The sequence below is a fragment of the Kribbella sp. WER1 genome, assembly GCF_054189145.1.
The window spans coordinates 2118098-2139978 of the sequence record NZ_CM135186.1 but is presented as its reverse complement, the minus strand read 5'-3'; the positions used below and the strand labels follow the sequence as shown (position 1 = coordinate 2139978).

The following is a 21881-nucleotide window of genomic DNA, read 5'->3' as shown; positions in this document are numbered from 1 at the left end:
GGTACGCACGCGATGCTCAAAGACCTCGGAAGCCCGTCCCGCAGCGCCTCGGCCCGGAGCAGTACGTCGACCCGGAGCGCGTTCCGGTCGGCGGGAGAGACGCCGCTGCGCTCGGCCGGTACGCCGCGCGACGTGCGCCGCCGGCGGTCCGTGCTGGCGCTGGTGATCCTGGCCTGTTTCACGCTGATCGTGCTGGACGCGCGGCGCTCGGCCGGTTCGCCGATGGAGCCGGTGCGCGAGGCCGCGGCCGCCGTGTTCGGCCCGCTGGAGTCGACCGCGACCTCGGCCCGGCAGCCTGTGGACAACCTCCGCGACCGATTCGCGGAAATGGATAGGTTGAAAGCAGAGAACGAACAACTGAAGAAGGCCAACGAGGACCTGACCCGGCAGCTGGACACCTCCGACTACGCCCGCAGCCGGGCGCAGGAGCTGGACAAGCTGCTCAAGCTCGCACCGCAGTTCACGATGACCCCCGCGCGGGTGATCGGGATCGGCAGCGCGCAGACGTTCAGCCACACGGTCACGATCGATGCCGGGACGGCGGACGGCGTGCGCACCGACATGACCGTGCTGAACGGCACCGGTCTGGTCGGCCGGGTGGTGCGGACCACCCAGGGCACCGCGACCGTGCTGCTGATCGGCGACCGCAACTCGACCGTCGGCGGCCGGCTGAACTCGACGCTCGCGCTCGGTTTCGTCTCCGGGCGCGGCGACGTGGCCGGCACCCTCGACTACAAGCTCGTCGACCCGAAGGCGCGGCCGAAGGTCGGCGACCGGATCGTCACCTGGGGCTCCAGCGACAACGCGCCGTACGTGCCGGGCGTCCCGATCGGCGTCGTCACCTCGGTGACGCCGAACGCGGGCGCCCTCGGCTCCACCGCCACCATCAAGCCGTACGTCGATCCGGCCAGTATCGACACCGTCGGCGTGGTGACCGGCCCACCGGCCCGGCCACCCCGCCAGCAACTCACCGGGAAGGGGAACTGACGTGATCGCGCTGCGCATCGGGTTGGCGGCTCTGTTCCTGATGGTTGCCGTCACCCTGCAGACGTCCGTGCTGTCGAACATCGCGGTCGCGGGCGTCACCTGTGACCTGACGCTGATCGTGGTGATCGCGCTGGCGCTGTCCCGCGGTGCCGAGTGGGGCGCGGTCGCCGGATTCGTCGGCGGTCTGCTGCTGGACGTCGTACCGCCGGCCGACCACACCGCGGGCCGCTGGGCGTTGTCGATGGCCGTCGCGGGGTATGTGGCCGGCCTGATCCGCCGGGAGCGTACGTCGTCCGGGCCGGTCGGTCCGCTCGGCGTCGCCGTGACGGTGGTGCTCGGGACGGCGATCTCGTTCTTCCTGTACAGCGCGACCGGTTCGCTGCTGCACGACCCGTCGGTCGACTGGGGTCAATTCGGCGTCCGCCTCGGGATCGCGGCCGGCTACGACGTGGTCGGCGCGATCGTGGTGATCCCGCTGGTGATGTGGATCATGGGCCGGGTCAAACCCGCCCGCGAGCGCCGCCGGGTCACGCCGTGAGCTGGGACGGGTTCGACGCTCCGCTCAAGGCCCGGTTGCGGTTGTTCGTGATCGGGGTGCTGGTCTTCTCGTTGCTGTGCACGCTGTTCGGCCGGCTCTGGTACATGCAGGTGATGTCGAGCGCCGACTACTCCCAGGCCGCGAACCAGCAGCACATCCGGCAGGTGCTGATCCCGGCGCCGCGCGGCACGATCGTCGACTCGCAGGGCCGGACGCTGGTCGGCAACCGGGTCTCGCTGATGATCACCGTCGACCGCTCGGTGCTCGCGAAGCTCCCGCAGACCCAGCAGAACGTCGTCATCGCCCGGCTGGCGAAGGTGCTCGGCCAGAAGCCGAAGGACCTGAAGGCGCGGACGATGCTGTGCGGTGAGCCGGGCGCGTCGAAGCCGCCCGCCTGCTGGAACGGTACGCCGTACCAGCCGATCCCGGTCGCGAAGGACGTCAGCGAGCAGGTCGCGATCGACGTGATGGAGCGCCGCGAGGACTTCCCGGGGATCGCCGCGGACTCGCAGACGCTGCGGGCGTATCCGGAGCCGTTCAAGGTGAACGCCGCGCACATCCTCGGGTACCTGTCGCCGATCACGACCGAAGAGCTCGACCAGATGGACAAGGCCGGGCAGGACTCGGTCCCGCACCGCTCGGACCTGGTCGGCCGGGCCGGCATCGAGCGGTCGTACGACAAGCTGCTGCGCGGCACGCCCGGTGAGAAGGACGTGATCGTCGACGCGGTCGGGTACACCACCGGCATCCAGAAGCAGACAGCGCCGGTCCCGGGCGCCACGCTGGTGAGCACGATCGACTCGCGGATCCAGGCGGCCGTCGAGACGCAGCTCCAGGGCGCGATCATGACCGCGCGGAAGCAGACCGACCCGGTTACCCACAAGAAGTACGTCGCGGACTCCGGCGCCGCGGTGGTGATGGACACCAAGACCGGCCGGATCGTGGCGATGGCGAGCTACCCGACGTACGACCCGGGCGTCTGGGTCGGCGGGATCAGCCAGCGCGAGCTGGACGCGCTGTACTCGGCGAAGTCCGGCACGCCGCTGGTCTCGCGCGCGCTGCAGGCGCAGCTGGCGCCGGGGTCGACGTTCAAGCCGATCACCACGTCGGCCGCGCTCGGCGCCGGGTACAGCGCGAAGACCCGGCTCGACTGCTCGTCGTACTTCGAGGTCGGCAACCGCAAGTTCAAGAACTACGAGTCCGCGTCGTACGGGATGATCGGCTTCGACCGGGCGCTGGCGCTGTCCTGCGACACGTTCTTCTACCGGATCGCGTACGCGCTCTGGCTCAAGGAGGGCGGCAACTCCAGCGACGTGAACACCCACGACCCGCTGGTCGAGATGGCGCAGAAGTTCGGGCTCGGGACGCCGACCGGCGTCGATCTGCCCGGCGAGGCGAGCGGCCGGATCGCGGACCGGAAGTGGAAGAAGACGTACTACGACTCGATGAAGGACTACTACTGCAAGATCTCGACGAACCCGCCCGCCGGGACGTCGGCGTTCCTGAAGCAGTTCTCCCGCGAGTTCTGCGTCGACGGGTACAAGTACCGCGCCGGTGACGCGGTGAACTTCGCGATCGGCCAGGGCGACACCACGGTCACCCCGCTGCAGTTGGCGACCGTGTACTCCGCCCTGTCGAACGGTGGCACCGTGTTCGAACCGCGCGTGGTGCAGTCCTGGATCGGCGCCAACGGCAAGGCACACGAGATCAAGCCGGTCGCGAAGACCAAGCTCCCGGTCTCGCCCGGCAACCTGAAGTACATCGACACCGCGCTCAAGCAGACCACCCTGACCGGTACGGCGGCCTGGAAGTTCCAGGGCTTCCCGCTGGACAAGATCCCGGTCCGCGCCAAGACCGGTACGGCCGAGGTCTACGGCAAGCAGACGACGTCCTGGCTGGCGTCGTACACCGATCGGTACGCCGTGGTGATGATGATCAGCCAGGCCGGTACCGGTTCGGGCGCGGGCGGTGACGCGGTCCGCAAGATCTACGAGACCCTGTACAACATCACGCCCGCCCCGCCGCCCGGTAAGGAACCGAAGCACTGATGGCGCTCCTGGCCCCGATCCGGACCCGGCCCCGGATGGACCGGCGGTCGACCGCGTGGCAGGTCGACTGGGTCCTCGTGTTCAGCGTGGTAGCGCTGTCGTTCCTGGGCGCGCTGCTGGTCTGGTCCGCGACCCACAACAAGACCTCGCTGACCGGCGGCAACCCGGACGCGTACCTGATCCGGCATGCGATCAACTTCGCGATCGGCCTGGTGCTCGCGGTCGGCGCCGCGATCACCGACCACCGCCGGGTCCGGATCCTCGCCCCGGTGCTGTACGTGGGCTCGATCCTCGGCCTGATCCTGGTGCTGGTGCCCGGGATCGGGGCCACGATCAACGGCTCCCGGTCCTGGATCCTGCTGCCGTTCATGTCGGTGCAGCCGAGTGAGTTCGCCAAGCTCGCGGTGATCGTCGGGATGGCGCTGCTGATCGCGGAGAAGAGCGAGACCGACCGCAACGAGGAGGCCCGGACGGTCGACGTCGCGCAGGCCGTCGCGGTGGCCGCGGTCCCGGTGGTGCTGGTGATGCTGCAGCCGGACCTCGGCACGGTGATGGTGCTCGGGTCGATCGTGTTCGGGATCATCGCGGTGTCCGGGGTGCCGAAACGCTGGATGCTGGCGCTGCTGTCGGCCGGCGTCGTGGTGGCGGCGATCGCGATCAGCACGCACGTCCTGAAGCGGTACCAGATCGACCGCTTCACGGCGTTCATGCACCCGTCCTCGGATCCGCAGGGCATCGGGTACAACGTGAACCAGGCGCGGATCGCGATCGGGAACGGCGGCGTCTTCGGGCAGGGCCTGTTCCACGGCGGCCAGACCCAGAACGGGTTCGTCCCCGAGCAGCACACCGACTTCGTGTTCACGGTCGCGGGGGAGGAACTCGGGCTGATCGGGGCCGGCGCGATCATCGTGCTGTTCGCGATCATCCTGTTCCGCGGGCTGCGGATCGCGGTGAACGCGCGGGACGCGTTCGGCCGGCTGGTGGCGACCGGGATCGTCTGCTGGTTCGCGTTCCAGGCGTTCGAGAACGTCGGGATGACGCTCGGCATCATGCCGGTGACCGGTCTGCCACTGCCGTTCGTGTCGTACGGCGGGTCCTCGATGTTCGCCTGTCTGCTGGCCGTCGGCCTGTTGCAGAACATCCACCTGAGGTCGCACCGGTACTGACTGCCCGGTCAGGTACGCTGCTGCCTGCTCGCCCCGCCAACGAGCCTCTCGGAAGGCCTCATGACAGTGCACATGCCGCGACTCCGTCGCGGCGGGTCACGGGGCTGGTGCTCCCGGCCTTCCCTCGTCGCTCCGGTCGCTTCGCTCCCTCCGCTCCTCAGTCCAGGCCGGGAGGCCCCATGACCAGGTATTTCGCGCTTGCCGCCGCACTCCTGCTGTCCGTGACCGCCTGCGGCGGGAGCGACAAGAAGGAGGCGGCGCCGCCCGCCACCCCGAGTCCCACCACGACGCCGAGTGCGACGCCGTCGACGCCCGCCGCGCCGGTCACCCGGACGTCGGCGGAGCTCACCTCGGCGCTGCTGCAGCTGACCGACCTGCCCAGCGGGTTCTCGCTGGACAAGGACGAGGACGACGGTACGAAGCCGTTCTCGGCGCCGACCAGCCGCTGCAAGACGCTCGTGAAGTACCTGAACGCGAGCAAGGCTCCCGGCTCGAAGGCGACCGCGACGCGGACGTTCACCGGCGGCCAGGAAGGCCCGTACATCGACTACGGCCTCGACTCGATGGGCACCGCCGACGAGGTCGATGACCTCCGCGCGTCGTACGCGAAGGCGGTCGACTCCTGCCCGAAGGTCACGTTGAAGACCGCGGGTTCCGGCAACACGTCGATGAAGGTGGAGGCGATCACGGCCCCGGCGTACGGCACGAAGCCTTTCGCGTTCCAGCTGACCGGGACGAGCGGGCCGAAGCGCGGCCTCGAGTACGCCGCTGTCGTCACCGGCGTCGGCGACGTGATCCTCTCGGTCGGCGTACTGGCCGGCCAGGGCGGTGAGCTCGATCCCGCGACCGAGGCCGCGGTGACGAAGGCCCGCCAGGTCCTCAAGCCGGCGTAGTTCCGGCCGCGTCGAGGATCTCGGCCAGCCGGAGGGTGTCGGCCAGGTAGCGGTCGTACGGGAAGTCCTCCGCGAGCAGGGCCTGCCGGAGCAGGTCGGCGAGCGGTTTGCCGTTGGCGTGGTACGCCTCGCGGCCGGTCGGGGTGAGCTCGACCAGGCGCCGCCGGGCGTGTTCCGGGTCCTGCGTGATGCGGACCAGGCCGCGCTCCTCGAGCGGTCGCAGCGCCCGGCTGACCGCGGGGTCCGAGACGCCCAGTACCTGCGCGAGCCGGTGCTGCGTCGCGGGCTCGACGTCCTCGACCGACCCCAGCAGCCGCAGCTGGCTGTACGTCAGGTCGCCGGTGTGCTGGCGCGCGGCGTCGCCGAGCAGCCCGACCACGCGGTGCAGCAGGTCCGATAATCCGTCGTCCACGAGCCCACCTTACCTGAATGTTGACTAGTTAATATTAACTATGCAAGATTCGAGTCATGACCTACTTGTTCAAGACCTGTGTGCCGCTGCTCTGGATTCTGATCGCCTGCGTCGGCGGGTCCGTGCGTTCCCGGGGGATCGGCGACGGTTCCGCCAGGCTGGAGATCTGGCAGCGCTGGTGGGCGGGCGCCGCACTCGGCTGCGGCAGCCTGTGGATGGTGTTCTCGTTCCTGGCCATCGGCGACTACATGGCCGACACGATCGGATTCACCCGGAGCCCGTTCCAGTTCGAGATCGCGTTCGCCAACCTGGCGCTGGCGGTCGCGGCCTTCCGATCGCTGTCCGGGTCGGCGCGTGAGCGGTTGACGGTCGGACTGATCTCGGCCGCGTTCCTCTGGGGTGCGACGATCGGCCATGTGTACCAGTGGTTCGCGCACGGCGACCACCAGCCGGGCAACGGCGGCGGCATCCTCGTGTACGACGTCGGCATCCCGGCGGTGATGATCGTCCTGGCCGTCGCCCAGTCCCGCCGCCGGAGCCTGGTCGCGGCGTGACTGGCATCACACTCGAAGGTGTCACGCCGGGACGGCCGCGGACCGTCGTGTCGGCATGGACGAACGAATGAACTTCAGCAAGATCTCGCCGGCCGGCTTCCGTGCCGTCTACGGCGTGGAGAACTATGTGCAGGGCGTCCTCGACCACACCCTGCTGCACCTGATCAAGGTCCGCGCGTCGATGCTCAACGGCTGCGCGTACTGCCTGAACATGCACACTACCGATGCGTTGAAGGAAGGCGAGACCAGCCAGCGGCTGTTCGGGCTGGCCGCCTGGCACGACTCCTCGTTCTACGACGAGCGTGAGCGCGCGGCGCTGGCCCTCACGGACGCGGTCACGGTTCTCGAGCGCAGCGGCGTACCGGACGACGTGTGGGACACGGTCGTCGAGCACTTCGGGGAGGCGGGGGCTGCGAACGTGCTGCTCGCGATTGGCACCATCAACCTGTGGACTCGATTGAACGTCGCGACCCGGAGGCAGCCGGAACTGGCCGGTTGATCCTCCAGGAGTACGAGTCCGCGCGCGGCATGCTCGCCGGGCTCGCGTACCGGATGCTCGGCAGTTGGCACGACGCGGAGGACGTCCTGCAGGACGCGTACCTCCGCTGGTCGTCCGCCGACCGTGCCGACGTGGCCGAACCGCGGCGTTACCTGACCCGAGTGGTGACGCGGCTGTCCGTCGACGTCCTGCGGACCCGGCAGGCCCGCCGCGAGAGCTACGTCGGCGAGTGGTTGCCGGAGCCGGCCCCCGCGACGGCGTTGGACCTCGAGGAGGTGTCGATGGCTCTCCTGCACCTGATGGAGCGCCTCACCCCGCCGCAGCGCGCCGTCTACGTACTCCGGACCGCGTTCACCGTGCCGTACGACGAGATCGCGGACATCCTGGACCGTACGCCGGAGGACTGCCGGCAGCTGCTCCGCCGGGCCCAGCGCGCGCTGGCCGACGACCGCCCGCGCTTCCACCCGTCGATCGCTGAACAACGCCGCTTGCTGCTCGACTTCGTGGCCGCGGCCCGGGACGGAGACCTGCCGCGCCTCGAGGCGATGCTCAAGGAGTCCGTCGTGTCCTGGACAGACTCCAACGGTGCGCCCCGCGCTGCCCGCAAACCCGTCGTCGGCCGCGAAAAGGTCGCGCATTTCTTCAGTCGCATCTACGCGCACCCCGGCCTCTCGGTCACGCCCGCCGACCTGGCCACCGGCCCTGCGCTGATGATCTTTGTCCGCGGCAACCGTCATCTGCTGATGCTTGAGCCCGAGGCCGGTGGGATCGCCACGATCCGGGTGCAGGCGAACCCGGCGAAGCTGTCAGCGATAGAGCGGTAGCGCGCCGGTCAGCGAGTCGATCGAGGACCGCGGGCCGTACAGCGCGAGACCGAGGTACTGGATGTCCTCGGGTTTGGTGCCGGCCAGCGTGCCGGCCATCTGCTCGTAGGTGCGGGCCTGCTGGGCGACCTGGTGCATGTCGTGGATCGTGACGTCCGGGCGGGCGGCGGCCTGCTCCCGGAGCGTTCGGAGGTCGTCGGCGCGCAGGATCGGGATCGGGTACGCGCACATCCCGGTGTGCGGCGTACCGGCGGCGTCCGTGGTGTCCGGCCCGACCGTGCCGTCGTGGTGCCGGCCGAGGCCGACACCGAGCAGGGCCGCGGTGTTCAGGGCGACGCCGATCGGGGCGTCGGTCGCGATGATCACGACCATCTTGTTCGTCAGCACGGCGGTCACGGTAGTCCGGTGGCCGGCGGATCCCGGCGTACTCCGAACATCGTTCGGCGAATCTGCGAAACTGGGGGCCATGGACGAACTTGATACGGCGCTGCTGCGGATGCTGCAGAACGACGCCCGGCGGACCAACCGGGAGATGGCCGCCGAGCTCAAGATCGCGCCGTCGACCTGCCTGGAGCGGATTCGCGGGCTCCGCGACCGCGGCGTGATCAGCGGGTACCACGCGGCCATCGACCTGCAGGCGATCGACCGCTCCACCCAGGCGATCATCTCGATCAAGCTCCGCCCGCAGGCGATGGCGGTGGCGACCGCGTTCCAGTCGTACGTGATGGACCTGCCGCAGACGCTCGACATGTTCATGGTCTCCGGCGGCGCCGACTTCCTCGCGCACGTCGCGGTCAAGGACACCCAGGCGCTCCGCGACCTGGTCCTCGCACTCGCGAAACGCCAGGAGATCGCCGACATCCGCAGCTCGGTCGTCTTCGAGCACCACCGCCGGACGACGGTCATGCCGCTGCCATGAGCACTGTCCGTTTCCGCCCAACTACACCAGGGTAGAAACACTTCCGGGCGTGAGGCGCGGGGACCTGACCTGCCCAGCTCAATTGTCGAGCGGGAGCGGGAGGTGTCGACCTATGGGCCGACGGAGGAAGATCGCGGGCGCGACGGCGCTGGCCGTGGTACTGGCAGGCGTGGGCGTCGCCGCAGTGGGGACGAGTGACACCTGTGGGATGGCGCGGACGCCGTCCCTCGGTCAGAAGGCGGAAGCCGGCTGGGAACGGGTCGAACGGAAGTTCTCCGGCGAAGAGGGCGAGACCGAGACCGCGGGGATGCCGGCGATCTGCGCCGCGCACTTCGAACTCGCCGAACGGGCCGGGGCCGGCGCGACCGAACCGGCGGACTACCTGACGACGAAGTTCTCGTCCGGCAAGGACATCGGGCTCGACCAGGTCCAGCAGGCCCGGACCCAGGCGGCCAAGATCCCGGACGACCCGGGCAAGAAGGCGTGGTCGTACGTCGGCCCGTCGAACATCGGCGGCCGGATCGTCGGCCTCGTGGTGGACCCGACCCGGCCGGACACCGTGTACATCGCGGCGTCCGGCGGCGGCGTGTGGCGCAGTACTGACGCGTCCAGGACGTTCACCCCGGTCTGGCCGGCCGACCAGAACCAGACCATGGGTGCGCTCGAACGCGGGCCGGACGGCACGCTGTGGGCCGGCACCGGCGAGGCGAACCCGCCCGGCGGCGGTCTCACGTTCTTCGGCGACGGCATCTACTCGTCCGCCGACGGCGGGAAGACCTGGCACAACCGCGGCCTCCGCGACAGTGCGGCCATCGGCCGGATCGCCGTCGACCCGAAGAACCCGCAGCGGATCTTCGCCGCGGCCTCGGGCTCGCCGTACAAGCCCGTCTCGCAACGCGGGCTCTACCGCAGCGAGGACGGCGGCCACTCCTGGCAGCAGGTGCTCGCACCGCCGAACGACACCACCGGCGCAGTCGACGTGGTCATCGACCCGACCAACCCGCAGCGGATGCTCGCGGCGCTCTGGGACCACCATCGCACCGCCGCGGTCCGGACGTACGGCGGTGTCGGCTCGGGCCTGTTCCGCAGCGACGACGGCGGTACGACGTGGAAGCGGCTGGAGAACGTGTCCAAGCTGTCCGACGGCGACGCGAGCGGCCTGACCAGCGACGCGAGCCTCGGCCGGATCGGGATCGGCGTGGCCCCGAGCCACCCGGACCGCGTGTACGTGGTCACGGGCACGCAGTACGGCGCCGACAAGGGCTTCTACGTCTCCGACGACTTCGGTACGACGTTCACCGCAGGCGGCAAGGCCGGCGGGCGGAGCGGGTACGAGTGGTGGTTCGCGAAGATCTGGGTGGACCCGGCGAACCCGGACCACCTGTTCAGCGCGGACCTGAACATGCGCGCGTCGACCGACGGCGGGCAGACCTGGACCTCGCTGTCCGGCCTGCACGCGGACCAGCATGCGCTCGCGTACGACCCGAGCGTCCCAGGCCGGCTGTACGTCGGCAACGACGGCGGCGTCTACCGCTCGGACCAGAACGGCGCGACCAAGACGTTCGTGCACTCCGAGGTGGAGCCGTTCAATCAGTCGTACCACCTCGCCGTCGCGCAGGACGACCCGAACCGGCTGGCGACCGGGCTGCAGGACAACGGCAGCGTCCGGTCCTGGACGGCGGCGACTCCGCCGGGGGACCTGACCCAGTTCAACGCGTTCGGCGGCGGTGACGGGCACTGGGTGCTGATCGACCCGAAGGACCACAACACGTACTACGAATGCCTCCAGCAGGGCACGTGCCACGGTCACCAGGACGTGGGCGGCAAGGAGACCAGCTGGAACTTCGGGACCCGGCACAGCGAGCGGATCACCACCGACGCGCCGATGGCGTTCGACCCGAACGACCCGTCGATCGTGTACTTCGGCGGCAACGTCCTGGACCGCTCGACCGACCACGCGCGAACCTTCACCGCGATCTCGCCGACCGGCGACGCGGACCTGGCCGGCGGCCCGCCGACCGAGGAGTCGGACCCGGTGTACGCGAACAGCTACCACACGATCAGCGCGATCGGCGTGGCCGGCGACTCGAAGACGCTGTACGTCGGCACCGACAACGGACTGCTCTGGCGCACCGACGACCTCGGCGCGCACTGGACCGGGCTGACCGGTGTACCGCAGCGCTGGGTCAACGCCGTGGTGGTCGATCCGCGGCAGAAGGACCACGTGTGGGTGGCGCTGTCCGGGTTCCGCGAGGGGTCCGCGGCGGCGTCGGTGTTCGAGACCCGGGACGGCGGCCGCAGCTGGACCGATGCCAGCGGCAACCTTCCGAACGCGCCGGTGGAGATGCTCAGCTACGACCCTGTTCGCGGCCGGCTGTACGCTGCCACCGACTTCGGTGCGTTCACGATGCGTGCCGGGCAGAAGCACTGGACGCGGATCGCCCGCGGCCTGCCGCAGACGTCGATCCTCGACATCAAGGTCAGCGGCGACGGCAGCACGGTGTACGCCGCAACCTTCGGCCGCAGCATCTGGAAGGCGCCTGCCCCGAAGTAGCGTCGACGACAAGCGCCGGGGTCGCGGAACACGCAACGGCTTGTTCGGCGACCCCAGGGCCTGTGCCGGAGACGGTACGTACAGTGGTCGGCATGCGACTCAACTACGTGCAGACCGGTCCCGCCGACGCGCCCGTCGTCCTGCTCGGTTCGTCGCTCGGCGCGAACCAGGCGATGTGGGCGCCCCAGGCCGACGTCCTCGCCGAACGCTTCCGGGTGGTGGCGTTCGACCATCGCGGCCACGGCGACTCCGACGTACCCGACGGCCCGTACACGATCGACGACCTCGGCGCCGACGTTCTCGAACTGCTCGACCACCTCGAGGTCGAGCAGGCGTCGTACGTCGGCATCTCGCTCGGCGGCGCCGTCGGCCTCTGGCTCGCCGAGAACGCCCCCGACCGCATCCACCGCCTGGTCGCCATCTGCCCACCGTCCAACCCGGCCGCCACGCCGGACACCTGGACCGCGCGCGCCACCCAGGTCCGCGCCGAAGGCACCCAAGCCGTCACCGACGCGACGCTGGCCCGCTGGTTCCTCCCCGACTTCAAGGACACCGACCCGGTCCGCCAAATGCTCCTGACCTGCCCCGCCGAGGGCTACGCCGCCTGCTGCGAGGCCCTCAGCACCACCAACCTCCTCCCGAAGCTCCCCGACATCACCGCCCCCGTCCTCCTCGTCACCACCGACCACGACACCTCCGTCCCCCCGGAAACCGTCCTCCCCCTCGCCTCCCAAATCCCCGGCGCCCACCTCGAAATCATCGAAAACGCCGCCCACCTGGTCACCTACTCCCACCCGCACGTCATCAACCCGCTACTGCTCGCACATCTCGGCTGATCACCGACCGGATCGACCCGGCTGCGGTCGGGAACAATGGGGCGACCGGAGGGAGTGTGAGTGAGCAGGCCGGACGAACCGACGCGTGGTGGGAACGTGCTCGGTCTCGCCGTTGTAGCGGGGCTTTTCGCCTTCTTCGTCGCCGACACCCTGCGGCCGGCGGGCAACGCCGCTGTGGCGTTCCTGGCTGCTGTCGGCACGGTGCTGGTGTTGTTCCTGGTGGTCGCGACAGTCCTGCTGACGCTCGCGCGTCGGCGGGCGAAGAACCGGCCGCCCGCCGGAGAGCTCGCACGTAAGTCGCTCGAGACGGTGTTCGACGACCTCCTCTCGGCGATGGCGGAACCGTCTGGTGCTGCCGACGACCGCCTCCCGGTCGATCTCGCGCTGTTCCTGAGTGCGCCGCCGGCGGAGGGCCAGGCCGCGCTGGACGCTTTGCTCCGCCCGGAGCGGCGCCGGCTGCACGGTCACCTGGTGCTGTTCGCGCGCCTGCTCGCCGACGCGCCCCAGGGTGAACGCGAGAAGCTGCTGGAGGAGTTGCTTGGCTGGATGGAATCCCAGTGATCGACGATCTGGGAAAGCTGCTCGACAAGGTCTCGTCACCGGGCGATCTCGCGGTGCTGCTGCTCTCGGGGCCGCTGGCGTTCCTCCTCGACGCCGGCCTGGACGTGCTGCCGTTTCTTCCGCCCGGGTACGTCGCGATCGTCGCCGCCTCGCTGTCGCTCGGGATCAAGAAGGCGTTGCGCCGGCTGGTCGGCCTGTTGGACGTCCCGGAGGGGCTGACGATCCGCTTGCGTCACGAGTTGGACCTGTACGACGCCCGGATCACGACCGACGACCAGTTCGAGGCCGCGCTCGACGAGTGCCTGACCGAATACCGGTCGCTGGTGACCCGGCAGATCGATTCCGGTGTTCCGGAGCCGCGGCGTTAGGCTGGTAGGCGCTTTGGACCGCTGACTGGAAGTTGTTATGACTGTTGAATCGCTGTTCCCGCGCCTGGAGGCGTTGCTGCCGAGTGTGCAGAAGCCGATCCAGTACGTCGGTGGTGAACTGAATTCGGTCAGCAAGGAGTGGGATGCGGTCAGCGTGCGGTGGGCGCTGATGTATCCGGACGCGTACGAGGTCGCGCTGCCGAACCAGGGTGTGCAGATCCTGTACGAGGTGCTCAACGAGCGGGAGCACATCCTGGCCGAGCGGACGTACTCCGTGTGGCCGGACATGGAGAAGGTGATGCGGGACAACGGGATCCCGCAGTTCACGCTCGACTCGCATCGGCCGGTGCGGGCGTTCGACGTGTTCGGGCTGTCGTTCTCGACCGAGCTCGGGTACACGAACATGCTGACCGCGCTGGACCTGGCCGGGATCCCGCTGCACGCCGCCGATCGGACCGACGAGGACCCGATCGTGCTGGCCGGCGGGCATGCGGCGTTCAACCCGGAGCCGATCGCGGACTTCATCGACGCGGCCGTGATGGGCGACGGCGAGGAGATCGTGCTGGCGATCTCCGAGGTGATCCAGGAATGGAAGGCCGAGGGGCGGCCGGGTGGTCGTGACGAGGTGCTGCTGCGGCTGGCGAAGTCCGGTGGGGTGTACATCCCGCGGTTCTTCACCGTCGACTACCTGGACGACGGCCGGATCCAGCGCGTCACCCCGAACCGTCCCGGCGTACCGTTCCGGACCGCGAAGCACACGGTCATGGACCTCGACGCGTGGCCGTACCCGAAGAAGCCGCTGGTGCCGCTGGCCGAGACCGTGCACGAGCGGTACTCGGTGGAGATCTTCCGCGGCTGCACGCGCGGCTGCCGATTCTGCCAGGCCGGGATGATCACCCGGCCGGTGCGCGAGCGCAGCATCACGACGATCGGCAACATGGTCGAGAACGGCCTCAAGCAGTCCGGGTTCGAAGAGGTCGGACTGCTCAGCCTGTCGAGCGCGGACCACAGCGAGATCGCGGACGTCGCGAAGGGTCTGGGGGACCGGTACGAGGGCAGCAACGTGTCGCTGTCGTTGCCTTCGACAAGGGTCGACGCGTTCAACATCACGCTGGCGAACGAGTTCTCCCGCAACGGCCGGCGCAGCGGGCTGACGTTCGCGCCCGAGGGCGGGTCGGACCGGATGCGCAAGGTGATCAACAAGATGGTCACCGAGGAGGACCTGATCCGGACCGTCGCGGCGGCGTACAGCCACGGCTGGCGGCAGGTGAAGCTGTACTTCATGTGCGGTCTGCCGACCGAGACCGACGAGGACGTGCTGGCGATCGCGGACCTGGCGAAGAAGGTGATCGCGACCGGGCGGGAGGTGTCCGGCCGGCGCGACATCCGTTGCACGGTGTCGATCGGCGGATTCGTGCCGAAGCCGCACACGCCGTTCCAGTGGGCCGCGCAGCTCGGCTCGGAGGAGACCGACGCGCGGCTGGCGAAGCTCGGCGCCGCGATCCGCTCCGAGAAGCAGTACGCGAAGGCGATCGGTTTCCGGTACCACGACGGCAAGCCTGGCATCGTCGAGGGCCTGCTGTCCCGCGGCGACCGCCGCGTCGGCCGCGTGATCGAGGCGGTCTGGCGCGACGGCGGCCGGTTCGACGGCTGGAGCGAGCACTTCTCGTACGACCGCTGGGTCGCCTGCACCGAGCAGGCGCTGGCCGACGAGCCGGTCGACCTCGCCTGGTACACGACGCGCGAGCGCGAGTACGCCGAGGTCCTGCCCTGGGATCACCTGGACTCCGGGCTGGACCGCGACTGGCTGTGGGAGGACTGGCAGGACTCGCTCGAGGAGGACGGCGCGATCGAGGTCGAGGACTGCCGCTGGACCCCGTGCTTCGACTGCGGCGTCTGCCCGCAGATGGGCACCGAGATCCAGATCGGCCCGACCGGCAAGAAGCTCCTGCCGCTGTCTGTCGTCTAGTTGCAGTAGTACGCCGGGGTCGGCGTCGTCTCGGTCTGGTCCTGCCAGTGTGCGACGCCGACGTAGTACCCGCACCCGGTGCCCTCGTCGAACCACGCGCCACCACCGGAGTACGCGTACGTCTCCGCGACCGTGGTGAAGGGACCACTCGCGCCGGCACCCTTCTGCAGCTCCACCCGAACCTCGGTGACGCTGTTCGAACAGCCTTCGAGGCCGACGGCGACGTACAGCATCAGCGCCGAGTATCCGACCGAGTTGGCCGTCGTCAGGTCACAGGACGCCGTCGACGCCTGCGCCGGTACGGCGATCGTCAGGCCGGCCGCTGCCGCGACGGTCGCGGCGACCGCGCTTACGAGCTTCCTCATCTGTCCACCTTTCGTTGGAAAACTACGGAAGGTCAGCAGATTAGGTCAGTCTGTTACGAGCGTCGAGCCTTTCGGCCTGGCTGAAAGGAGCAGCTCGGTGAGCAACATGTCGTCAGCGCTGCTCAGAACCAGGTCGGCGGCCGCGACGGACGCGGTTGGGACGAAGGGATTCGGTACGGCGACCGCGTACATCCCGGCCGCCTGCGCCGCCGCGACGCCGTGTGGAGTGTCCTCGACGGCGATGGCCGCCGGTACGCCGAGGCGTTGCAGGCGGGCGGTGCCGATCCACTCGCGGATCCCTGGGCGGAAGTCGAGTTCCGCGTGCAGCCGGTCGCGGTGGGCGAGCCGTCGCGCGTGGCTCGCGGAACGGTCGAACCCGCCGCCGACGGCCGCGGCGAGGACGGCGTACCGCTGCTCGGTGACGTTGCCGCCGTGGCCGGGCCAGAACTCCTCGAAGTCGAACACGATCGCGTCGACCTCGACCGGTACGAGCCGCGCCGCGAGCCGGTGCACCTGCACCGCGGACAGCCCCAGCCAGGAAAGGTACGCCCGGACGCCGCCCAGCGAGTCGAGATGCTCGAGCGATCCGAGGATCGTGTCAGGCCAACTGGCCTCGCTGATCGCGTAGTCCGCCACGATCCGGTCCCGCGGTACGCCGGCCAGCTCGAGCAGTACGGCGACCGTGAGCCCGGTCCGGTCCTTGCCGGCCTTGCAGTGCACCACGACCGGCCGGTCCGCGGGCGCGTCCGCGATCGCCGCGAACACCTGGCGGATGTGGTCCGCGTTCCGCGTCAGGCTGTTGCGGTAGACGTCGAGCAGCCGCGGCTCGGCGTCCGGGTCCCGCAGTTTCTCCGCGTCCGGGTCGATCCACGGGATCCGCCGGTACGCCGGGGAGCCGTCGAGCGGATGTGGTTGCTTCAGCTCCCAGTCGGACCGCAGATCGAGCACCAGCCCGGGATCGAGCGCCCGGAGTCCGTCCGGCACCCCTCGAACGCGTCGGTCCGCACCAGAGCCCCCGCGCGCGTCGGTACGCCGTACCGGGTCGGAAGTCCGCCGACGTCACGCGCATTCGGGCTCCACACACCCGAAAGCTTAGGTGTGGTGGACGAGGGCCGGCCGTTCGGCATGCTCGAAGAGCGCCTCGCCGGTGTGCTGGACGGCGGCGGCCGGCAGCGCGCCGACCGCGAAGACTGCGATCGTCGCGGCGATCACGAGCGGCCGGCGGCGCGGGGGAGGAGCGAGCAGGGCGCGGACCCGGGTCTCCAGGTCGCCGCCGGTCGCGGCGACCAGCGGTGCGGGATGCGCGAATCGCGTCTGCAGCTGGGCGACCCGGACCAGGGTGGTCGCGACCAGCCGGCGATCGCCGACGGCGCGGGCGGCGTCCTCGTCGGCCCACCGTTCGACGGCGGTTGCGGCGGCCCGGGCGGCGGGGCGCAGGACCGGATTGACGGCCGCGGCGAGACCGGCGGCCAGGTTCCACCAGGCGTGGTGGTGGACCAGGTGTGACTTCTCGTGGGCCAGCAGTACGGCGCGCTGGCGCGGGTCGAGCGCGCGGAGCAGGCCGCTGGTGACGATCACCCGGCCCGCGGGCTGCGGCGTACTGAAGGCGTCCGGGCGTTCGTCGTCGAGGACGACGAGGTCGCCGACCGCGGTGAGGCCGCGGCACGCGCGATGTACCTCGAGCAGCGCGCGCATCTGCCGGAGCCCCGTGACCAGCACCGAGACCAGCGCGAGCATCACCAGGAAGCCCGCGATCGCGGCCGGCCAGGCGGGCACCGGACTGTCGCTGCGGAGCAGCGCGGGGGACCAGGCGCCCTGCTGCGCGACCAGCGGGAACTGGCCGATCCAGGTGAACGCGAGCACCGCGAGGATGAACACGCCACTGGCCGCGGCCAGCACGTTCCCGATGATCAGCAGCTTCGCCGCTCCCGCCGGAGCCAGCCGCCTGCTTGCGGCCGGCGCGACGATCGCGTAGCCGACGATCACGATCAGCCCGAGGACCGCCGCCGCCGTCATTCGGCGTCCTGCAGGAGGTCGACGAGGAGTTGGGACTCCTCCGCGGACAGGCTGCGGGCGAAGCGGGTCAGGACGGCGGCGCGGTCGCCGCGGGCGTCCAGTAGCCGGTGGATCTGGTGGGCGGCGACCTCGGCGGAGTCGACGACCGCGGTGTACTCGTACGACCGGCCGACCCGGGTGCGGGTGGCTAGGCCCTTCGCGGCCATCCGGCCGAGCACGGTCATCACGGTCGTGTACGCCAGCTCGCCGCCGAGCGCGTCGCGGACGTCGGACGTGGTCATCGCGCCGCCGTCGGCCGCGAGCGCGGCGAACACCTGTTGCTCCAGATCGCCCCGGCCACGACTCATCTGCGGTCTCCTCACGACTACTACAAACAACGTAGTAGCATCAATCTACTACCTGAATTGTAGTAAGAGGGGATCCAGGGTGAATCACTGGCTGTTCGAGCAGTTCAACGCCTTCGCACGCGCCACGCCGTGGCTGCACACGCCGGCCCAGCTGTACGCGAACTACGGCGTCGTGCTGTTCGGCGTCTTGCTGGTCGCCGGGTGGTGGATCGCGCGTCGCTCCGGCCAGGTGGTGGGGGTGGCTGCGGCGATCAGCGCGGGAGGTGCGACGCTGTTGGCTGTGGCAGTCAACCAACCGATCGTGCACGCGGTCCACGAGGCCCGCCCGTACACAACGCTGCCGGGCATCCTGGTGCTCGCGAACCGCAGTACCGACCCGTCCTTCCCGTCGGACCACGCGACGATGGCCGGCGCGGTCGCGGCCGGGCTGTGGATCGTGAACCGGCGGCTCGGGATCGTCGCCGCCGCGGCCGCGGTGCTGATGGCGCTCGCCCGGGTCTACATCGCCGCGCACTACCCGGGCGACGTGCTCGCCGGGCTGGCGCTCGGCGCACTTGTTGCCGTCGGCACCTGGTTGCTGGTCCGGCGGGCGTTGAGCTGGGGAGTGCGCGCGGTCGCGGAGACACGGCTGCGGGTGGTTCTGCTGTCATGAAGGGACTGACCGACTGGCTGCTCGGGCTGCACGGGATCGCCGTGTACGGGATGGTCGGGCTGCTGGTGTTCGCCGAGGACGCGCTGTTCGTCGGCTTCGTGCTGCCCGGTGAGACGGCCGCCGTCCTCGGTGGCGTGACCGCGGCGCTCGGGCACGCGTCGCTGCCGATCGTCCTGGTCGTGGTGATCCTGGCGGCGATCCTCGGCGACTCCGTCGGGTACGAGGTCGGCCGGTACTTCGGGCCGCGGTTGCTCCGGATCCGGGCGCTGTCGCGGCACACCGGGCGACTCGACGCGGCCCGCAAGCAGCTCGCGCAGCGGGGCGGTACCGCCGTGTTCCTCGGCCGGTTCGTGGCGTTCTTCCGGGCCACGATGCCCGCGCTGGCAGGGATGTCGGGGATGCGGTACCTGAAGTTCCTGACGTTCAACGCGGCCGGCGGGATCGTGTGGGGGACCGGGGTGGTGCTGCTCGGGTACCTGGCCGGCAACTCGTACGCGAAGGTCGAGAAGACGTTCGGCCGGGCCGCCGCGCTGGTCGTCGCCGGCATCGTCGTGGTCGTGATCGTCGTCTGGCGGATCCGCAAACACCGGCGGGAGCGGGTCGCGTGACCATGTCCCGCAAACTCGCCGCCTGGCTGGTGCTGACGGTGCTCGCGTGCGTCGTACTGCTCGCCTGGGCCTTCCCCGACGCGATCGAGCACCGCGGCCAGATCCACGCCGTCTCCACCGAGGTCGTCGTCTGCGCCGCCGAACAACCCCACACCACCCGCACCCAGGTCCTGCACCACCTCGCCGACTGTGCCGGCGAGAACCACGGCGTCCGCCGCGAACTCCGCGACGAGCTCACCGCGCTCTTCCTGCTGGCCGTGATCGTCGCCGGCACCTGGCGGCTCGCCCGCCGCGGGTAGCGTCAGAGCTCGCGTTCCCAGGCGGTGCGCTGGGCCACCGGGCGGAAGCCGATCTTGTTGTTGACGGCAATCATCGGGGTGTTTTCCGGGGCGTTCCAGGTGTGCACGACGGCCGGGCGGGCGACGCCTGCCTGGAGGGCGCGCAGGTTCGGGACCTTGACCGCGATACCGAGCCGGTTGCCGCGATGCGGGCGGCGGACGTACGTGTCGTACTGGTTCAGCCGCTCCGGGGTCTCCGGCGTACCGCCCATCTGGGTGTACGCCGCGAGCTCGCCGGAGGCGGTGTGGACGGCGGCCGTGGTGTACGTGAACCGCCCCTGCGCGACCCGCCGGGCCTCGGCGTCGCGGACCAGCTCCGGCGTCCAGCGCACCGGCTCGTCGGTCCGGTCGCCGGTCGGGACGTCCTCGCTCATCCCGGTGAGCAGCTCGACGAACTGCGGCATCCACTCGTCGGGGGTGTGCTCCCGCCACTGCACGATCTCGTACCCGTCGACCGGCTGCTCGACCAGGTTCTCCACCGGCAGCTCGACCACCTGGTGCAGCTCGGCGTGCTTCCTCACGAACCCGCGCGCCCGCGAGAACGCCGTACCCGGGCTCTCGCCGGTCTCCGGGTCGCCCGCCATGTTCGTCCCCGAGACGATCCGCCGCCCCGCGTCCCGCGCCCGTCCGACCGCAACCTCCAGCAACCGGCTCGCCACACCCCGCCGCCGGTACTCCGGCACCACCGCAAGCTCCACGTCCACGGTGTCGGTGTTCCCCACCAACCACCAGTCCAGCCACGCAACCCCGAGCCAGACCCCGCCGTCCACCAGCCCGATGCCCTCGGCCCGCACATCAGCATGCGACCCGGCCATCACCACGCGGGCCTCCTCAACCCCCAACCCCGCCGGAAACTCCAACTCCTCCCGTCGCACCCCGAACTTCACCTCGTAAAACCGCCGAAAAACCTCACGGTCACTACCGTCCACACTCACAATCTCCACCGCGCCACCCTATGCGCCCACCACACGACTTCGTGCTGGGTCAGGAGATAGGACGTGCCGCGGTGAGAATCTGGGTGGGGGAGGCGGGGGTGGGGATGTGGGGTAGGTGGGTGAGGTGGTCGTGCAGGCGGGACTGGTAGTCGAGGGAGCGGGCGAGGAACTTGTCGATCAGCTGCCGGCGCTCGACGGGCAACGTGTCGTAGCCGCTCGCGTGGTGGATGCGAGACGTCAGCACATGCTCCGACGCGGTCAGCCAGACCGCCGAGGTGTACGGCGTGCTCAACCGCCGCACGTACTCCGGCCACACGCCTGAGCCCTCCAGTACGAGCCCAGGCCCGTCGGTTGCTTGGGCTGTGACCAGCTCCTCGATGCGTGGCCACATGCGTTCGTAGTGTGCGAGGAGTGCGTCGGTCAGCGCCTGGGTGGTGAGTGTGCGGTAGTGCTCGACGACATGCGGTGGTACGTCGCCCCACGGGCGGCCGGGGTGTCGGCCGAGGCGGTCCGTTGAGACGTAGGTGAAGCCGAGCTGCTGCGCCAAAGCCTCAGCGGCGGTGGACTTGCCGACGTTCGAGGTGCCGCCGATGAGCAGGACCCGCACGGGCTAGTGGTGCGGGCGGAGGGCGCGGTTGGCGGCTGGTTCGGCGATTTGGGCGCGGAACTCGTTGGCGGGGTAGACGCCGAGGATGCGGACCTCGACCGAGAAGAACGCGAGCTCCTCCAGTGCGAGCGCGACGTTCGGCTCCTCGGGGTGGCCCTCGATGTCGGCGTAGAACTGGGTGGCGAAGAACATCCCGCCGAGCTGGTACGACTCCAGCTTGGTCATGTTCACGCTGTTTGTGGCGAATCCGCCGAGCGCCTTGTACAGCGCCGCCGACACGTTCCGCACCCGGTACACGAACGACGTGATGACCGGCCCGGAACCCACCGGCGGTACCTCGGGTTCGCGGGACAGGACCAGGAACCGGGTCGTGTTGTGGTGCTCGTCCTCGACGTCGGACGCCAGCGTGTCGAGCCCGTACAGCCCGGCGGCGGCCCGCGGCGACAGCGACGCGACGGTCGGATCGCCCAGCTCGGACACCTCCCGCGCGGCCCCGGCCGTGTCGTCGGCGACGACGGTCGACCAGCCGTGCTCGCGGATGATCTTGCGGCACTGGCCGAGCGCGTGCACGTGGCTGCGGACGGTCCGGATCCGGTCGAGCGACGTACCGGGAACGCCGAGCAGCTGGAAGTGGATCGGCAGGAAGTACTCGCCGACGATGTGCAGCCCGGACTCGGGCAGCAGGTGGTGGATGTCCGCGACCCGGCCGGCGATCGAGTTGTCGACCGGGATCATCGCCAGCCCGGCGCGCCCGCTGGTGACCGCGTCGAGCGCGTCCTCGAACGTCGTACAGGGCAGCTGCTCGCGCTCGGGGAACATGTCGGTGCACGCCATCGCCGAGTTGGCGCCTGGCTCACCCTGGTATGCGATCGGACCTTCCACGAT

General features: G+C 69.9%; 26 protein-coding genes. 17 read left to right on the top strand and 9 right to left on the bottom strand.

All coding sequences use genetic code 11. From position 1 onward, the window contains the following. Nucleotides 1-12 precede the first annotated feature (12 nt). From mreC to ACXJJ3_RS10445, 5 genes are all read left to right on the top strand, one after another. Nucleotides 13-987: a rod shape-determining protein MreC gene (mreC, locus tag ACXJJ3_RS10465; protein ID WP_458169774.1), complete on the top strand. Its 975-nt coding sequence runs from the start codon at nt 13-15 to the stop codon at nt 985-987. A 1-nt stretch (nt 988) separates the two neighbouring features. Beyond that, nucleotides 989-1525, top strand: a complete 537-nt coding sequence (mreD, locus tag ACXJJ3_RS10460) for a rod shape-determining protein MreD (RefSeq protein ID WP_458169773.1) — start codon at nt 989-991, stop codon at nt 1523-1525. Then, the gene (gene mrdA / locus ACXJJ3_RS10455; protein WP_458169772.1) at nt 1522-3573 is read left to right on the top strand and encodes a penicillin-binding protein 2; all 2052 of its coding nucleotides are present in this window, start codon (nt 1522-1524) and stop codon (nt 3571-3573) included. The genes mreD and mrdA overlap by 4 nt, the downstream gene beginning before the upstream one ends. Continuing rightward, nucleotides 3573-4739 (top strand): rod shape-determining protein RodA, encoded by a 1167-nt coding sequence (rodA, locus tag ACXJJ3_RS10450; protein ID WP_458169771.1) that lies wholly within the window; start codon nt 3573-3575, stop codon nt 4737-4739. The genes mrdA and rodA overlap by 1 nt, the downstream gene beginning before the upstream one ends. Nucleotides 4740-4918: 179 nt before the next feature. Beyond that, nucleotides 4919-5632 (top strand): hypothetical protein, encoded by a 714-nt coding sequence (locus ACXJJ3_RS10445; protein ID WP_458169770.1) that lies wholly within the window; start codon nt 4919-4921, stop codon nt 5630-5632. On the opposite strand, the gene ACXJJ3_RS10440 is transcribed toward ACXJJ3_RS10445, so the two are convergent. Then, the gene (locus ACXJJ3_RS10440; RefSeq protein WP_458169769.1) at nt 5619-6044 is read right to left on the bottom strand and encodes a MarR family winged helix-turn-helix transcriptional regulator; all 426 of its coding nucleotides are present in this window, start codon (nt 6042-6044) and stop codon (nt 5619-5621) included. The genes ACXJJ3_RS10445 and ACXJJ3_RS10440 overlap by 14 nt on opposite strands. Before the next feature lie 56 nt (nt 6045-6100). Here ACXJJ3_RS10440 and ACXJJ3_RS10435 point away from each other — a divergent pair, with 56 nt between their 5' ends. The 3 genes from ACXJJ3_RS10435 to ACXJJ3_RS10425 are packed head-to-tail and all read left to right on the top strand — an operon-like array spanning nt 6101 to nt 7921. After that, nucleotides 6101-6598, top strand: coding sequence for a DUF6790 family protein (locus ACXJJ3_RS10435; protein WP_458169768.1), 498 nt, complete (start codon nt 6101-6103; stop codon nt 6596-6598). Nucleotides 6599-6653: 55 nt separating this feature from the next. Continuing rightward, on the top strand, nt 6654-7097 hold the full coding sequence (locus ACXJJ3_RS10430; protein WP_458169767.1) for a carboxymuconolactone decarboxylase family protein: 444 nt from the start codon (nt 6654-6656) through the stop codon (nt 7095-7097). Then, nucleotides 7046-7921, top strand: coding sequence for a sigma-70 family RNA polymerase sigma factor (locus ACXJJ3_RS10425; RefSeq protein WP_458169766.1), 876 nt, complete (start codon nt 7046-7048; stop codon nt 7919-7921). Before ACXJJ3_RS10430 ends, ACXJJ3_RS10425 begins: the two co-directional genes overlap by 52 nt. On the opposite strand, the gene ACXJJ3_RS10420 is transcribed toward ACXJJ3_RS10425, so the two are convergent. Next, complete coding sequence (locus ACXJJ3_RS10420; RefSeq protein WP_458169765.1) at nt 7904-8308, bottom strand: DUF2000 domain-containing protein; 405 nt, start codon at nt 8306-8308, stop codon at nt 7904-7906. The two genes, ACXJJ3_RS10425 and ACXJJ3_RS10420, sit on opposite strands and share 18 nt — an antisense overlap. A gap of 79 nt (nt 8309-8387) precedes the next feature. On the opposite strand from ACXJJ3_RS10420, the gene ACXJJ3_RS10415 reads away from it, so the two are divergent. The 6 genes from ACXJJ3_RS10415 (at nt 8388) to ACXJJ3_RS10390 (ending at nt 15128) form a co-directional block, all read left to right on the top strand. Next, nucleotides 8388-8840: an Lrp/AsnC family transcriptional regulator gene (locus ACXJJ3_RS10415; RefSeq protein ID WP_458169764.1), complete on the top strand. Its 453-nt coding sequence runs from the start codon at nt 8388-8390 to the stop codon at nt 8838-8840. Nucleotides 8841-8952: 112 nt separating this feature from the next. After that, complete coding sequence (locus ACXJJ3_RS10410) at nt 8953-11394, top strand: WD40/YVTN/BNR-like repeat-containing protein (RefSeq protein ID WP_458169763.1); 2442 nt, start codon at nt 8953-8955, stop codon at nt 11392-11394. Nucleotides 11395-11486: 92 nt separating this feature from the next. Further along, nucleotides 11487-12230, top strand: coding sequence for a 3-oxoadipate enol-lactonase (gene pcaD / locus ACXJJ3_RS10405; protein WP_458169762.1), 744 nt, complete (start codon nt 11487-11489; stop codon nt 12228-12230). Between the two features lie 60 nt (nt 12231-12290). After that, nucleotides 12291-12791, top strand: coding sequence for a hypothetical protein (locus tag ACXJJ3_RS10400; protein WP_458169761.1), 501 nt, complete (start codon nt 12291-12293; stop codon nt 12789-12791). After that, nucleotides 12788-13159: a hypothetical protein gene (locus ACXJJ3_RS10395; protein ID WP_458169760.1), complete on the top strand. Its 372-nt coding sequence runs from the start codon at nt 12788-12790 to the stop codon at nt 13157-13159. The genes ACXJJ3_RS10400 and ACXJJ3_RS10395 overlap by 4 nt, the downstream gene beginning before the upstream one ends. A 37-nt stretch (nt 13160-13196) precedes the next feature. Then, on the top strand, nt 13197-15128 hold the full coding sequence (locus ACXJJ3_RS10390; protein WP_458169759.1) for a TIGR03960 family B12-binding radical SAM protein: 1932 nt from the start codon (nt 13197-13199) through the stop codon (nt 15126-15128). Here ACXJJ3_RS10390 and ACXJJ3_RS10385 read toward each other — a convergent pair. From ACXJJ3_RS10385 to ACXJJ3_RS10370, 4 genes are all read right to left on the bottom strand, one after another. Further along, entirely contained in the window at nt 15125-15493 is a 369-nt protein-coding gene (locus ACXJJ3_RS10385) for a hypothetical protein (RefSeq protein WP_458169758.1), read from the bottom strand. The two genes, ACXJJ3_RS10390 and ACXJJ3_RS10385, sit on opposite strands and share 4 nt — an antisense overlap. Before the next feature lie 45 nt (nt 15494-15538). Next, nucleotides 15539-16477, bottom strand: a complete 939-nt coding sequence (locus ACXJJ3_RS10380; RefSeq protein WP_458169757.1) for a tyrosine-protein phosphatase — start codon at nt 16475-16477, stop codon at nt 15539-15541. 108 nt (nt 16478-16585) lie between these two features. Continuing rightward, nucleotides 16586-17509 carry a M56 family metallopeptidase gene (locus tag ACXJJ3_RS10375; RefSeq protein WP_458169756.1) on the bottom strand — a complete coding sequence of 308 codons (924 nt, stop codon included), beginning with the start codon at nt 17507-17509 and terminating at the stop codon, nt 16586-16588. Then, entirely contained in the window at nt 17506-17856 is a 351-nt protein-coding gene (locus ACXJJ3_RS10370) for a BlaI/MecI/CopY family transcriptional regulator (RefSeq protein ID WP_458169755.1), read from the bottom strand. Before ACXJJ3_RS10370 ends, ACXJJ3_RS10375 begins: the two co-directional genes overlap by 4 nt. 79 nt (nt 17857-17935) lie before the next feature. On the opposite strand from ACXJJ3_RS10370, the gene ACXJJ3_RS10365 reads away from it, so the two are divergent. The 3 genes from ACXJJ3_RS10365 to ACXJJ3_RS10355 are packed head-to-tail and all read left to right on the top strand — an operon-like array spanning nt 17936 to nt 19415. Further along, nucleotides 17936-18508, top strand: a complete 573-nt coding sequence (locus ACXJJ3_RS10365) for a phosphatase PAP2 family protein (RefSeq protein WP_458169754.1) — start codon at nt 17936-17938, stop codon at nt 18506-18508. After that, on the top strand, nt 18505-19116 hold the full coding sequence (locus ACXJJ3_RS10360) for a DedA family protein (RefSeq protein ID WP_458169753.1): 612 nt from the start codon (nt 18505-18507) through the stop codon (nt 19114-19116). Before ACXJJ3_RS10365 ends, ACXJJ3_RS10360 begins: the two co-directional genes overlap by 4 nt. Beyond that, the gene (locus ACXJJ3_RS10355; RefSeq protein ID WP_458169752.1) at nt 19113-19415 is read left to right on the top strand and encodes a hypothetical protein; all 303 of its coding nucleotides are present in this window, start codon (nt 19113-19115) and stop codon (nt 19413-19415) included. The genes ACXJJ3_RS10360 and ACXJJ3_RS10355 overlap by 4 nt, the downstream gene beginning before the upstream one ends. Before the next feature lie 2 nt (nt 19416-19417). Here ACXJJ3_RS10355 and ACXJJ3_RS10350 read toward each other — a convergent pair whose 3' ends face one another. From ACXJJ3_RS10350 to ACXJJ3_RS10340, 3 genes are all read right to left on the bottom strand, one after another. Next, a complete protein-coding gene (locus ACXJJ3_RS10350; RefSeq protein ID WP_458169751.1) occupies nt 19418-20341 on the bottom strand; it encodes a GNAT family N-acetyltransferase in 924 nt (307 codons plus the stop codon). A 97-nt stretch (nt 20342-20438) separates the two neighbouring features. Next, nucleotides 20439-20996 carry an AAA family ATPase gene (locus ACXJJ3_RS10345; protein WP_458169750.1) on the bottom strand — a complete coding sequence of 186 codons (558 nt, stop codon included), beginning with the start codon at nt 20994-20996 and terminating at the stop codon, nt 20439-20441. Nucleotides 20997-20999: 3 nt separating this feature from the next. Then, nucleotides 21000-21878: a prephenate dehydratase gene (locus tag ACXJJ3_RS10340; protein ID WP_458169749.1), complete on the bottom strand. Its 879-nt coding sequence runs from the start codon at nt 21876-21878 to the stop codon at nt 21000-21002. Nucleotides 21879-21881 lie beyond the last annotated feature (3 nt).

Coding starts and splice junctions, on each gene's coding strand:
- rodA (WP_458169771.1), top strand. CDS start 3,573: ATGGCGCTCCTGGCCCCGATCCGGACCCGGCCCCGGATGGACCGGCGG.
- ACXJJ3_RS10390 (WP_458169759.1), top strand. CDS start 13,197: ATGACTGTTGAATCGCTGTTCCCGCGCCTGGAGGCGTTGCTGCCGAGT.
- mreC (WP_458169774.1), top strand. CDS start 13: ATGCTCAAAGACCTCGGAAGCCCGTCCCGCAGCGCCTCGGCCCGGAGC.
- ACXJJ3_RS10385 (WP_458169758.1), bottom strand. CDS start 15,493: ATGAGGAAGCTCGTAAGCGCGGTCGCCGCGACCGTCGCGGCAGCGGCC.
- ACXJJ3_RS10445 (WP_458169770.1), top strand. CDS start 4,919: ATGACCAGGTATTTCGCGCTTGCCGCCGCACTCCTGCTGTCCGTGACC.
- ACXJJ3_RS10415 (WP_458169764.1), top strand. CDS start 8,388: ATGGACGAACTTGATACGGCGCTGCTGCGGATGCTGCAGAACGACGCC.
- pcaD (WP_458169762.1), top strand. CDS start 11,487: ATGCGACTCAACTACGTGCAGACCGGTCCCGCCGACGCGCCCGTCGTC.
- ACXJJ3_RS10370 (WP_458169755.1), bottom strand. CDS start 17,856: ATGAGTCGTGGCCGGGGCGATCTGGAGCAACAGGTGTTCGCCGCGCTC.
- ACXJJ3_RS10410 (WP_458169763.1), top strand. CDS start 8,953: ATGGGCCGACGGAGGAAGATCGCGGGCGCGACGGCGCTGGCCGTGGTA.
- ACXJJ3_RS10430 (WP_458169767.1), top strand. CDS start 6,654: ATGGACGAACGAATGAACTTCAGCAAGATCTCGCCGGCCGGCTTCCGT.
- ACXJJ3_RS10360 (WP_458169753.1), top strand. CDS start 18,505: ATGAAGGGACTGACCGACTGGCTGCTCGGGCTGCACGGGATCGCCGTG.
- ACXJJ3_RS10435 (WP_458169768.1), top strand. CDS start 6,101: ATGACCTACTTGTTCAAGACCTGTGTGCCGCTGCTCTGGATTCTGATC.
- ACXJJ3_RS10375 (WP_458169756.1), bottom strand. CDS start 17,509: ATGACGGCGGCGGCGGTCCTCGGGCTGATCGTGATCGTCGGCTACGCG.